A 14,452-nucleotide genomic window follows, 5' to 3' on the forward strand; every position below is an offset into this window, starting at 1 on the left:
GCGATAGCATGATGATTATCATCGAAATGGTACCCAAAATGAGCAAAATACGTTTTATGCCTTTCAAAATCCAGAAATTGGTTAGTTTATTTTATGAATTGAATATAACTAAAATTATATCCACCTTCATCTGCCAAAACCCTGATTTTTTGCACTCCTGATTGGAGTGGAATGTTTTTAATTTCAAACGGAATAAACGTTTTATTGTTACCGGTATTTGGAACCGCAACTGCTTTAACAATCGTTTTTCCATTTACCTGTATTGAAATTTTTCCATCGGTGGTATTGGCAGCAGTATTTATTTTTAAAGTGTAATTTCCTTTTTTAGCCACGTTTACAGTGTACTGCAACCACTCTCCTTTTTCAATATTATTGACGTAATATTTTTCATATTGAGTGGAATCCTTTGCAATATCCACACCATCATTACGGTAAATTCTTCCACGGTTTCCGGCAGATCTTTTTCCTGTTGAAACATGGTAATCAGCTGTATCCGTATCAAAATAGGCTCTGCTATTTTTACCCAAATCATAATCTACAGCATAAATTATCGCATTGTTTTCAATTATATTTGGTTTAAAAGGCTTAGTTTCCTCACTAAATGGCTGGCGGATCATGGCATCGATTACATCATGATGGATAATATTATTCTCTAATTTTAAATAAGTTGCCAGTTCCATCAATCCACTGTAAACATTGCTGTCTTTGGGTTTGTTTCCACCATTGTTCAGGTATTTTACCAAAGCATCATAATTAGGGTTCGATTTAATTTCTAACGGGTTGTTGAAACCAATTTTCTTTAATGGCCACCATGACCAACCAATATTATTTTCTTCAAAAAGCCGAATCGCATCGGTAAACCAAACGTTTGAATTTTCGCCGGTTTCGCCCAACCAAACCGGTACATTTTGCTCCGCTCTGGCTTTGATGATATGCGCAATTGATTCCTGGGTATTGTAATTCCAATATTTATGGTAGCTAAGCGCCATGTTTTTATCCCAAACGGGGAAAATGCCATTGTAATTGTTTCCCCATGCATTTCCCTCAATAATGATAAGATGCTTTTGATCGACCTCACGAATGGCCTTGGTAATTTCCACCATCAGCTTTCTTAAAGGTGCATTCAATTTTTCTTTCGTTCCATTTTTATCTTCTGTGGGATTTTGAAAACCATAATTCGGTTCATTTAAAATATCATAGGCCCCAATGTATGGTTCATCTTTATATCGCTCGGCTAATTTTTTCCAAAGGGCAATTGTTTTTTGCTGATTGGCCTCACTATCCCATAAATAAGGTTTTGATGGATCTCTATCTGCGATATTCAAATCATTTCCCTGTCCGCCAGGTGCGGCATGTAAATCTAAAATCAGATACATTTGATTGGCCTTACACCACGAAAGTAAACTATCTGTTAAAGCAAAACCTTTTTCAAGCCAGGTATTTTTTCCGGCAACAGGTTCTTTTTCAACAGGCAAAGTATAAAGGTTGTAATGCATGGGCAAACGAATGGAATTAAATCCCCAGCGTTTCATCGAGTCCACATCAATTTTTCTGGTGTGATTGGCCAGCCAGGCATTATAAAATTCTTCCGTTTGTTTTGGCCCGATTAATTCCTCAATTCTTTCACGAATTCTATATTGCTGTGCTTCTTTATTAATTTTCAGCATGTAGCCCTCTTGTAGCATCCATCCACCTAAACCAATACCCCGCAACAGAACGTTTTCGCCCTTTTCATTTACGATTTTTGTACCATTGGCTTTGAGGAAACCTTGAGCAAAACCGGCAAAACCTAAAAAGCACATAAAAACAGATAGGATAAAGGTTTTTAAAGGAATCATATTTTTAAATTTAAAAGAATGTGTGATTGATCGATTAATCATGTTGAATATATTATTAATTAAGGTTTTATGCTAAAAAGTGAAGATCGTGAAGTGATAAACAGTGTTTTTCCATCTTGCCCACCAAACATAATATTTACTGGTCGTTCGGGCACATTAATTTGATTGATTTGCTTACCAGACTGATCAAATACATAAATTTGTCCATCAGCCACATACAAATTTCCATCCTGATCCAGGCAAGAGTTAAATTCTCCTTTTTCTACAAAATATTTTAAGTCTGATAAATAGCCCTGATCATTTACCTGAAGCTGAACTGTTCGTTTATCATATTCGTCAGTTGCATATAGCGTTTTACCAGGAAAGCCTTCAACCAGTGAATTTGATCTTGCCAGATCGTAAACAACCGGGATAACGGTAACGCCATCGGGTGCCACAAACATTTCTGTGGGTTTATTTAAAACAACACGATTAAAATCATGGAAATCTCTCCACCGGTTGGCTGGATACAGTACTTTGTGCACTTTTTGTATTGATCCCATTGCCATTCTTTTCAGCAATTGAATCGATTTTTCGGGTTGATCCGGATCAATTGAATACACCCAAACACCATAACCAGAATTTCCATAGCCATTAAAAGATGTTCCGCTTGCATCAGCGGGACTCGGAAACTCTTCGGGTTTCCCATTAACTAAATAGCCGGGCGTTGGAAGATATTTGAATACAACAAGCAAGTTATCCTGTTTATCTACCGAAAGAGAAAGAGGCTCCCACGGAAAATCAGCAATCAGGCTTAGTTCATGCTGCGCGACAGACCATTTGTAAATTCTGCGCATTCTTGATTCACTAAAAAAAATATTCCCTTTACTATCTTTTGTAATGCCATCAGCAAATTCAAATCCCTTAACTAAAAGCTGAGGAACCTGGTTTGTTGCCGTTTTATTCCTGGTTTGTTCAGCACCGATGAATAATCGAGTAAATTCCCATGGTCTAACTTCTGTTGCAGTATTAATGTCGTAAATCGGAACCGTTGCCGAATATTTTGTTTGGGCGTAATTATGAACATTTAAAAATTCAATATTCTTCGAGCTCCAGGTTCTTATTCCATAAGCCGTTGGCGTATTTACCCTAATTACCCTGAACATATAAAAATTGGCAAAGATCAGGTTATCGCAATGATCTATTTCCATGGGCAGAACATCTAAACTTTCTCTGCTTTCTTCTTCTAACTGCATAGCATAAATTTTCCAGTTTGCCACACGGTTAAACCTCACTTCATTTCGAACATGATGTTCTATAGACATGGCGTAAATACTGGAAGGTGTAGAAGTATCGGAAACATAAAGCCCTGAAGTGGAAAAAGTATTTGCGGTCCAGATATTCTTGAAAATCCCGCCGCCGCCATCTGTAATCCATAAGCTCCAGTACTGCGAATCCCAGGCGCTATCTTTACCCTGTAAAATCCGGTTAGACTGCGATGGTCTGTTTCCGCCAGCATTTGGATTTCTGGCTTGCTGAACACCAGGATTCATAGTGCCATGCCCGCCAATAAACTTCACATCATTCATAAAAGAATTGCTTCCGGCCATCCATTTGCAGGCTACTGCCCTGGTATTGTAAACTCCTGTATTTAAACCAATACCGGTTAGGATATTCGATCCATCTTTTGGGGCCTCAATCAACGCTTTAGGTGCACCAAACCCGCCAAAAGCCTGCGTATTATCGGCCAGTATAAATTGAGTCGCTATCGGGCTTAAACCAATTAAAAAGGTGTTTTTCTTGAGTTTAATTGTTTCTGAAACTTTATACCAGCCTTGAGGTACATATATATTTTCGTACCGCTCAATTGCTTCCTGAATAACTTTAGTATCATCAGTTTCTCCATCGCCCTTTGCACCCAGTGTTTTTAGGTTTACCCAGGTTTGGATAGCAGGGAAGTCGGGAATATCTTTTACTACCGGTTTAGGAAAGGCAGAAAGAACCTGAAAATCCTGACTGGTTTTATAACCGGCTTCTTTTCCCAGATCATCTATTTGAAGGCCGTATACGAAATTTTTAACTTTGTATATATTGCTTACCCCTTTGGTTACCGTTTTGCTCATTCTATAAGAAACCAGTAGTGGAACATTTTTGCAATCTACGTTTCTTAGTACAACTCCGTTAAAAGCATTATTTTCGTTACTGGTGATAATTGCGGCCCCTTTAACATTCTCGAACTGGCTATTTTCTATAAAAATTTTCTCGTGATAATTAGAATCGACATCAATTACGCAGGGAACGTTTTTAACTTTCATACGCACAATGGTAAGCCCGGCCTCCTGGGTTTTAATTGCCGATTTTTTTTGACCTTCGAAATAAGTATCAATCATCATAAACTGCCAACCCGGAGATGGCTTAGTGGTATAAATCCCATAATCACCTCCAAAAAAACGAACATCTTCCATTTCATTTCCTACCTCAAACATTCCTGCTTTGGCATTGCCCGCATCAATATCTACATGCGCAATAAAGCTATGCTGGGCATAATGGGTTCTTAACGCCACAGCCTGAGGATTGCCATTTTCAATCTTAATATCAACATTAGATAAGGCACTATAAAAAGTACCTGCACTTGCATCTCTAAAGGGTTGGCCCTCCTGAATAATCCCTCCAGTAAACCAAAACATATATTTTGATTTTCCTTTGTCGGTTGCTACAGGTTCCTGAAAACCTGGTGCATTTTTAGCGAGGATAAACAAGGGACGGTTATTGCCATAACCAATTAACCGAATGGCGTTCGGGATATAAATTGTTTTACTGATCAGGTATTTCCCCTCAGGAATAAATAAAATTCCGAAATTATTTTTTGTTTTAAGCTGATTAATAGCGGTCTGCAGCTCATCCGAAATATCAGTTTTACCATCGGTGGTAATTTTGAAATTTTCGGGTGTAAAATAAGTGGCATTGGGGTCATTTAACTTTTGCTTGTAAAACGACTTACTTTTGGGATAGTCGGCACCAAAAACAAGAGTTTTTAATAAAAATAAAATGCTGAAGCTCAACCAGATTTTTAATTTCATTCCAGATTATTTTGGTTACCAGATATATGTTCCAACTGAACCTTTAGCTAAGGTTGCGGTTGCTGCTTTGCCATTAAATTGAATGTTGAAGGTTATACTTTCCTTAGCCGTGTTGGCAACGATCAAGACCGTTTTTTTATCTGTTGTTTTAAATGCTACATTCGATAAATCTCCAGGTTCATTTGAGGCTATACGAACAGCGCCCGGGCGAACAAATTTAGAGGCATGAGCAATTGAATAATAAGCCAGGTTTCTGCTGTAATTATCCTGATCAATGGTTACCGCACCCTGGCACATGGAACAACCGCCCCTATCGGTGTAAGGTTTATTCTCAGGATCGGCTGCCAGGTTCCACTCTAAAACATTTTTGCTCCAATTTCGGGTTGCACCAATAATCAAACGCCTTACCGGATTAATAATATTAATGGTTTTCGCATTTGGCTGTTCAACAACCATTTGCTCAGAGAAGTAGATATTTTTATTGGGATGGGCGTTATGCACATCAGTTAAGGCTTCAATTTTCCCACCGTAAAGATGAAAAGCAGATCCGTCTATATATTTATTTGCTTCAGGGTCATCAAAAATAGTGATCGGATAATCTGGCCGGTCTGCATTGTGATCATAAACAATTATTTTTGTTTTGATATTCGACTTTTCAAATGCCGGGCCAAGGTGGTTTTTAATAAAATCGGCCTGATCGGGAGCAGTCATTAACAAACTCGGATTATTACCGGGATGCAAAGGTTCATTTTGAATAGTGATTGCATCAATAATAATCCCTTCTTTTTTCATCTCTTCTATATAACGAACAAAATATTTTGCATAAGCATCATAATATTCGGGCTTTAACATGCCACCACGGGCATCGTAACTTGTTTTCATCCATAATGGAGGAGACCACGGCGAACCCATAATTTTAATTTTAGGGTTAATGGCAAGAATTTCCTTCATTACCGGGATCACATCAACTTTATCAGGACCCAGATCAAACTTTGCCTGTGTTAAATCTGTTTCTCCCTCTGGAAGATCATTATAAGAAAATACTTTTTCGTTTAGATCAGATGCACCAATGCTCAACCGGATATAACTCACACCAATATTATTACCATCGGTGGCAAATAGTTCTTTCAACAAGTTAGCTCTTGCTGGTGCCGACATTTTGATGATGTGCTGTGCGCTTCCACCTGTTAACGCATAACCGAAGCCATCAATAGATTGAAATGTTTTTTTATCATCAATAAGAATTACAGGAAGATCAGTTGCGGCTATTTTGCTAAAAGAGATGGTTGATGCTTGTTTAGCGAATAGCGCTGAACGATCATTATTTGTTAACCACCACTCGGCTTTTTGAGCAAATGAGTAATGTGTACAACATACAAAGACGAAAATAAGATGGAAGAGTCTTGTAGACATAAAAATTAATAAATGGAACTTTGAAATGCGAATGTAAAAAGGAGGTAGTATAAAACTACCTCCTTTTTATGATTAGAGCGTACCGCCCCATTCTTTGCTTTGTTTAATTTTTGTATTTGATAAATCTTGCTGAGGAATGGGTAAAATTTCGTTTTTATTGGCTATAAAACCTTTTGAGGCCAAAACAGTCGGTGCCAAGCCCCATCTTACCAAATCGAACCAACGGTGGCCTTCGGCCGCCAGTTCCAGTCTGCGCTCCTTCATGATGTTTTCCATGGTTACCGGAAGCGGATTCAATCCAACTCTGGCTCTCACGGCGTTAAACATCACATAAGCTTTAGATCCGGCGCCAACTCCGGCACCACTTTTTAATAAAGCTTCAGCTTCCAGCATATAGGTGTCTGCCAATCGAATCTCGTACATATCTTGTCCGAAGTTTAATTCCAACTGACCGATTGATGCTTTAGTAGAAACCCGGCCGGCATATTTTTCGATGAAATAACCCGTATTGGCATTGGCATGTTTATAAGTTACAATACCTGCTTTCTCCAAACTATCCAGGTTGGCCACAGTTGGCTTATTCCTGGGATCATAATGGATGAGATCGAAAAATTCCTGAGTAAAAGGTAGAAAACTCCATCCAGATATATAATCTGGTGCTTGTGCTGCAATTACCGGAACATAATTACGTGGACCAACCAAAATAGACATTACGTTCCCTTCGCCGCTACCCACATTGCCCCAACCCATGTTGGAAGTTGTATTGTAAACAATCTCTAATATAGACTCTGAATTAAATTTATTCTTCCAGTTCCATAGGTCTGCATAATTTGTCAACAACCTGTAACCGTATTGGCTATTACCTGGTGATGGTCCGTTTACCAAAGCAAATTCGGCTGCAGCCTCAGTCCATTTTTGTTGCCACATATATACTTTTCCCAATATTGCGTGTGCGGCGCCTTGTGTCAATCTACCGCCTTCACTGGCAGCAGGCACTGTTACCGGCAGATTAGGCATTGCTTCTGTCAGATCTTTGATTACCTGTGCGTAAATTTGATCAGCGGGCACTTGTTCTACATCAAACAATTTATCGGGCTCAACAGGTAACAGCAATAATGGACAGTTCTTAAATAATTTTACCAAATCAAAATAAAAGAAGGCCCGGAGCGCTTTTACCTCGGCAACATATCTGGACTTTGTGGTTGCGTTCAAACCTGTAATTCCCTCTATCTTGCTTAAGAAAACATTGGCCCTGTAAACACCAGTAAAGCCTTTGTTCCATAAATGACTTGCCGCACCGGAGGTGGAGGTTAATGTATAATTGTTGATGGTTTGCAGATCAGCAATGTCCGATGGAGAATCTCCTCCGGCATAGTGATCATCACAAGCTGCGCTTAAAATATTAACCTTGGTTAAATAGCCTCCAGATTGGTTACCAACCACATCATAAACCGATATCAGTGCCTCTAATGCATCAGAGGGTTTGGAATAATAATTAGCTTCCGTTATCCTACCTCTTGGATTTACATCCAATTGCTTTCTGCAAGAACTGAACATATTCACTGCAAGCAAAGCAATTAACACTTTTAAAAAATTCTTTTTCATTTTAAATAATTTAAAATCCAACATTTAATCCTACCATAAATGATCTTGCCTGAGGATAAACACCACGGTCTACCCCAAGTACAGTACCGCCGATTTCGGGATCATAACCCGTGTAACCAGTAACAGTCCATAAATTTTCACTCATTACATAAACTCGTACTTTTTGAGCCCCGATTTTTTTGGAAATATTTTGTGGAAAATTATAACCTACCTGAAGAGTTTTCAACCTGAAATAATCACCTTTTTCCAGATACAGGTCAGAAAAATTAGAGTAATTTCTATTTGGATCATTCTGCACCACACGAGGAACATTGGTACTGGTATTAGATGGCGTCCATCTGTCCAGAATTTTGGTTTGCCAGTTGGCAAAGGTAACATCCAAACGTCTAAGCCCCTGAAAAATCATATTCCCGCCAACGCCATTACCAAATGCCACCAAATCAAAGTTTTTATAGCCCAGGTTTAACGTTAAACCATAGGTAAATGTGGGTATTGGGCTTCCAAGATAAGTTCTGTCAGATGCATTGATGATATCATCCCCATTCAGGTTGGCAAATTTGATATCTCCAGGGCGGGCACTCGGCTGCAGTCTTCCACCACCAGGTCCCACATAACTATCAACCTCTGCCTGGGTTTGGAAAATACCCAAACGTTGATAGCCGAAATATTCATTAAATGATCTGTCTAAAGCTGTTCTGGTAAAATTGCCCATATTTTGAAAGCTCTGGGCATTATCTTCTATGAACTCCCTTCCAGGAAGCAGCTTGGTGACCTTATTTTTAAGTGTGGCCAAGTTTCCATTGAGGCCAAAGTTAACCTGTCCGATTTGCTTTCTGTACCCTAACTCAAACTCAAAACCCGTGTTTTGCATATCACCCACATTTTGAACCGGCCCGCCAGCTGCACCTATATACAAAGGTATACCAGGTGTTTGCAAAATGCCAACCGTTTTCTTTTTATAATATTCTGCAACAAGGGTTAAGTTATTGAATAAAGTCGCTTCGAAACCAATATTCGTTTGCCTGGTCTCTTCCCATTTCAAATTAGGATTTGATAATGCTGCGGGGCTCCAGCCAATCACACTTTGGTCGGTAGTGCCGAAAGTATAATTTCTACCACTACTTACCAAAGAAACATACCTGAAATCTCCAATGGCATCGTTACCAGTTACTCCATACCCTCCGCGGAATTTTAGGAAATTGACAATCTCATTCTCTTTCCAAAACCCTTCTTTTGAGGTTACCCATCCCAATGAAAATGAAGGGAAGTAACCAAACGGGAAATTTTGACCAAAGCGACTAGAGCCGTCTCGTCTAATCACACCAGTAAACAGATACTTTTCATCGTAATCATAAGTGGCCCTTAAAAATACAGAATTAACCACGTGTGTTGTACTCTCGCCACCGCCAACAGTTTTGTTGGCCGTACCTGGATCATAATTTAAACCTGCTTCATAAAAATTATTCGCAATAATGTTTTGATAGGTTGTGTTTAAACTTCTGGTATTATTATCCATATAATAGCCATGACCAAGTATCAGAAATGGATGGTGTTTGCCCGCATTAAAAGAATAACTCAGCGTATTTTCCCACAGATAATTTAAAACTGTGTTCATTTCTCTATAAAACCTCTTACTCGTATTTTGTGAAGAGGAATTCAGATAGAATAAGGGGGTATAACTATCCTGGCCATAAAAAGCCACCTTTGTTCCTAGGTTAGACCTGAATTTTAGGTTTTTGATTGGCTCTATTTCTCCATAAACATTACCCACAATATTGTGATCCCAGCCAAAATTGCCCAACCTGGTTTGGATATAGGCCAAAGGATTGGTCATTTCCTGTCCAACAATTGGCGAAATGCCATACGGAAAACCATCTGCATTTCGCAACGTATTAGCGATAGTATAAGGTGACCTAGCAATATTTGCAGGATCAGTTTCAATTATCGGTGTGATAGGATCTAAGTTTATGGCAGAGCTTAGCGGTCCACCGAACTCGCTGTTGGTATTGCCCAAGCCGCTGTTAACGGAATGGCTATAGCCTAGATTTTCACCAATAGTTATCCACTTTGCCGGCTTGTAAGTTGAGTTGATCCTTACATTTGCACGATTCCACTTTGAAATCGGACTGGCCACAATACCATCTTGTTTGATGTAGCCAAATGAGCTGTAGATATTGAATTTTTCGTTACCGCCACTCACACTGAATTCATGTGTCTGTCTTCTTGAATCGTTATCAAAAATAACCGACTGCCAATCTGTACCCTGTCCGAAGGAAGCCGGGTTGGCATAAGGAGCAGGCAATCCTGCATTGACTGCAGATTCATTTCGAATAATGGCGTAATCGGTTGCGTTTAACAAATTTAGCTTTTTAGCCGGTGCTGAAGTACCATAGAAAACATTGTAATTTATCCTAATCGAACCAATTGCACCTTTTTTTGTGGTAATCAAGATTACACCGTTAGCTGCCCGGGCGCCATAAATAGCTTGCGAAGCTGCATCCTTTAAAACCTCAATAGATTCGATATCTGATTGGTTTAAGTAGCCTATGCCGCCATTATCCACAATTACTCCATCCACCACCCAAAGTGGATCATTGTTACCACCGGAAGCAAAAGAGGTATAACCCCTTACCCTTACGGTAGAACCCGTTCCAGGTTGTCCGTTGCTTGATGCAATGGTTAAACCAGAAGTTCTTCCCTGCAGAGCCTGCTCCACCCTGTTGATCGGCATCGACTCCAAGTCTTTAGCCTTAACACTGGAGATCGAACCTGTTACCAGGGCTTTCTTTTGTGTACCATACCCCACAACAACAACTTCGGATAAATCTTTTGTGTCAGCCAGTAAGGAGACATTAATTCTTCCTCCAGCCGGGATGGTTACCGTTTGAGTTGTCATACCAAGTAAGCTAACGGTAAGTTTTCCACCAACAGGTGCCTGGATAGAAAAAATACCATTTGGATCTGTAGCTGCCGCTCGGGTAGTACCATCGAGTTTAACTGTAACACCAGGTAATGGAGTACCATCTTTCTGGTCTGTTACCTTTCCTGTAACGGTGATATCCTGCGCCAATAAAGCTAAGGGAAATGCCAAGATACAGTAAACGAAGAATACGAATGTAAATCTTCCTCTCATAGAAATTAGTTTTAAGTTAATATTTGGTTAGTTTAATGATTTGGTTTTGGTGGCCAAATCTTAAAATCAAATCTATAGAGGTAGAAAATAATTGCACAATTTGCTGCTACTACACAAACCATACAAAAGCCCTCAATCAAGAAAAAAATGATGAATATATACCTACATAAGCCCTACAGAAGGCACAAAAAACACCTGTAAATCAGAATGTTAAATATTAATCAATAAAAAAAATCAGATTGTAACAAAAATGTCGATTTAAGGTTTTTTTTGCCTCGAAATTTCGATTAAAAACTCGTATAAATTGGTTTCAGGTTTTAGATTGAGTTTCTTTCTAAGGCGATACCTTCCTACTTCAATGGCTTTGATGGTTACATTCATTAATTGTGCCATTTCTTTTGATGAGAGATTCATGGATAGGTAGGCGCAAAACTTTAGATCATTCTGGCTCAAATCCGGATAAAGATCTTTCAGCTTATTAAAAAATTCAGTATTTACATGGTTAAAATGTACACTTAAATGATCCAATTCCTGATCTTTCTTTTCTACATCTTTTATCAGGCGGATGAGATGCCTGAAACTTGGCGAGCTCTCGCTGATATCATGATTTTTAACAACGGCAGAAATAACCTCTTTAATTTTAGCTAAAACTTTTCCACGTTGAACCAAATGCATGGTCATGGTAGAAAGTTCCTTGTTTTTATAATTCACGTCAGCTTCCAGCTTTTCATTCTGAAGCCTAACAATTTCCTTCTCATTCCTATCCAATTCCAACTGGTGCAGATAGGTGATCCGCTCTTGTTCTTTCCGGTGTTTTCGCTTTTGCCATTTGATAATCAATCTGACCAGGAGAATAGCAATAATCAGATAAAATAGCTTCATCCAAATTGTGTTATACCATGCTGGCAGAATCCTAAAACTGTAACTTAATATTTTCGACTCATTATCAACATTGGTTCTGGCCTTTATATTAAATGTATAATTTCCGGCAGGCAGATTCGTGTAGTCCTTTTCGCTTTTATTATTCCAGGCCGACCATTCATCATCAAAGCCAACCAATTGATAGCTGAATTTTAAATTCTTGTCGTGCTCAAAAAGTGTAGATGAAAACTCAAAATGAATAGAATTGAGGTCATAGGTATATGCTGGTTTTTTAGTAAGATCCTGTTTACCGGTAATTAATCCATTTTTTACAAAGTAGCCTCCAAAAACCAGGCTATCAGTTTTACCCTGCAGCTTTACCATTCCCAAAACAACCGTTGGTTTAGTAATATTTTGAATATACTTGCTGTAGTTGATATGATAAGCACCTTTGTTTGCTCCAATAAATATGTTTTTGTTATCCAACGTGTAAATCGACTCGAAGCCACCAACCACTTTCCCATCTAATTCAGGCAAATAAAATATGCTGAAAGCGTTTCCTCCGGAAGGTTTGCTGAAATCAATAACACCAACTTTTTTATTACTCACAAACCATACATTTCCATCGCTATCTTCCTTTAAATACTGGATGGGAATATCGTTCAAAGCGTTGCCAAACATTTTTAGCCGAACAAATTTCCTGGTTGTTGTATCAAATTCAAACACACCCTTAACTGTTGCTATAACTACCCGGTTTTTGATTCGGTAAACATAGTTGTAAAGTTTAAGCGGCAGTCCATCACGATCAGTATACATTGTACTGCTTAAAACACTTTTGTGATCAGGTTTTAACACAATTTTATATACACCATGATAAGGATGAGACGCCCATATCAAATCAGGATTGTTATTATCTGTTACAATAAAACGGAGTGTTTCATTTATGCCGTCAATTTTACCAACATTAGAGAAAGAACCATTTTTGAAAGCTAATTTCTGCAAACCGGAATAAGTTCCCGCAACCAAATCTGTAATAGGATATACATTTTCCAAAGGTTGAAACATCCAGGTTCCGGGCAATGTATATAAAGGTGTGGCTACATCGTTTTTAATAACAGATGTACCTTCTTCATGTGCCATTAACAATTGGTTATTAAACTCATTTAATCCCCAAACCTGCCCTTTTGTATTTTTAACTTCGGTAAAATTTGATGTTGAATAACTTAAATCATCATTGTTTCCGGTAAGTTTTGAGGCGTAAAGCCCATTTGATGTACCGATATAAAGCGATTGATCATATTTCCTGAAAGCATAGCTGGTGATTTGCTTGTTTCGGTCGGGAAAAATATTTTTTATAGCACTGTTAATCGCTATATAGGCGATTCCATCATCTAAAGCCAGCCACATGTTTTTATCGCTATCGAGCAAAATACCCCGAACGTTATTATTTTGTAAGCCTTCCCGATAATTATACTTTTGAACCAGTTCACCATTTTTAGTCATCACATAAACCCCACCAGAAGTTGTTCCAAGTGCATATTGAGAAGGATTGATCTGACCCGCAAAAAATATACGATCATTGAAGAGTATATGATCAAGTTTGGTTTTAAAAGAGATTAACTTGCCTTTTGAAACCAAATACAACCCCCGTTTTAAGGTCGAAATTAGTAATGTATCTCCCTGGTAAGGCAAAACCGCAGTTACTGATGCTTGCTTTAAAATAGTATCAGTACAGTAAGGTTTCCAGGCCTCCTGGCTGTAAACCATTAATCCTATTTTTTTATCCTGAGCAAAGATTTTATGATCTGCCAAAGCCAAACATAGCCAGGAAGTAGATGGTTTATAAAACTTAACTGCATCGTTTTTATAATGTAGGATGGCATTATTAGACCGGAAAAATACTTCGTCCTGAAAAATGGAAATATCCCATATATCGGCTAGTTTTCTTAAATTTTCTGGCAGTAAGTGAAGAAGAGATGTGTATTTTAAGATTCCCTGGGCATTTGGGTAAAAATATCCAAATTCATCTTGTCCGCCAACATAGATCCGGTTTTTTGTATCGATTCCTAATGACCTTACAGCGGTAAAATTGGGCAGACGATGAAGACTCCAATATCGCCCGTTAAAGGTTAGTAAACCCTCATTATTCCCAAAATAAAGAATCCCGCCATGATCTTGTTTAACGTCCCAGTTTTGAATACCTCCTTTATAGTCTTCATTATTATAATTAACAATTTGTGGAATGCCCATTAAGTCCTGGGCATATGAAGACTTACTAATCAGAATGATAGTTAAAGCAAAAAGAAATTTATTCATTTAGTTAGGGAGATTACGCAATTATAAAGATATAATTTCAATTTTAGCTAACGAGAAACAAAATGAAACTGTTTCTAAATCATTTCCCAAACTCAGTGGTAGGTAAGGATATGCACGGCAACTGAACAGGCTTATCGTGAATACATCTTTAAAACCATAACGTGATAATTAGCTAATGCGTTTTTCAATAGCGAAAGCCTTAAGATTATCCTCGATGAGCAATAGTG

6 protein-coding genes are annotated in these 14,452 nt (G+C 38.4%); all 6 read right to left on the minus strand.

Going from position 1 to position 14,452, the window contains the following annotated elements:
* Positions 1 to 86 precede the first annotated feature (86 nt).
* Positions 87 to 1,838, minus strand: a complete 1,752-nt coding sequence (locus DU508_RS19020; protein ID WP_115404356.1) for a cellulase family glycosylhydrolase — start codon at positions 1,836 to 1,838, stop codon at positions 87 to 89.
* A gap of 59 nt (positions 1,839 to 1,897) precedes the next feature.
* Positions 1,898 to 4,897, minus strand: coding sequence for a glycosyl hydrolase family 28-related protein (locus DU508_RS19025; RefSeq protein WP_115404357.1), 3,000 nt, complete (start codon positions 4,895 to 4,897; stop codon positions 1,898 to 1,900).
* Between the two features lie 15 nt (positions 4,898 to 4,912).
* The gene (locus tag DU508_RS19030; RefSeq protein ID WP_115404358.1) at positions 4,913 to 6,310 is read right to left on the minus strand and encodes a glycoside hydrolase family 30 protein; all 1,398 of its coding nucleotides are present in this window, start codon (positions 6,308 to 6,310) and stop codon (positions 4,913 to 4,915) included.
* A 72-nt stretch (positions 6,311 to 6,382) separates the two neighbouring features.
* Positions 6,383 to 7,915 (minus strand): RagB/SusD family nutrient uptake outer membrane protein, encoded by a 1,533-nt coding sequence (locus tag DU508_RS19035; protein WP_115404455.1) that lies wholly within the window; start codon positions 7,913 to 7,915, stop codon positions 6,383 to 6,385.
* A 10-nt stretch (positions 7,916 to 7,925) separates the two neighbouring features.
* Complete coding sequence (locus DU508_RS19040; protein WP_115404359.1) at positions 7,926 to 11,048, minus strand: SusC/RagA family TonB-linked outer membrane protein; 3,123 nt, start codon at positions 11,046 to 11,048, stop codon at positions 7,926 to 7,928.
* A gap of 258 nt (positions 11,049 to 11,306) precedes the next feature.
* Positions 11,307 to 14,225, minus strand: a complete 2,919-nt coding sequence (locus DU508_RS19045; RefSeq protein ID WP_115404360.1) for a triple tyrosine motif-containing protein — start codon at positions 14,223 to 14,225, stop codon at positions 11,307 to 11,309.
* Positions 14,226 to 14,452 lie beyond the last annotated feature (227 nt).

The organism is Pedobacter chinensis (assembly GCF_003339865.1).
Taxonomy (GTDB): domain Bacteria; phylum Bacteroidota; class Bacteroidia; order Sphingobacteriales; family Sphingobacteriaceae; genus Pedobacter; species Pedobacter chinensis.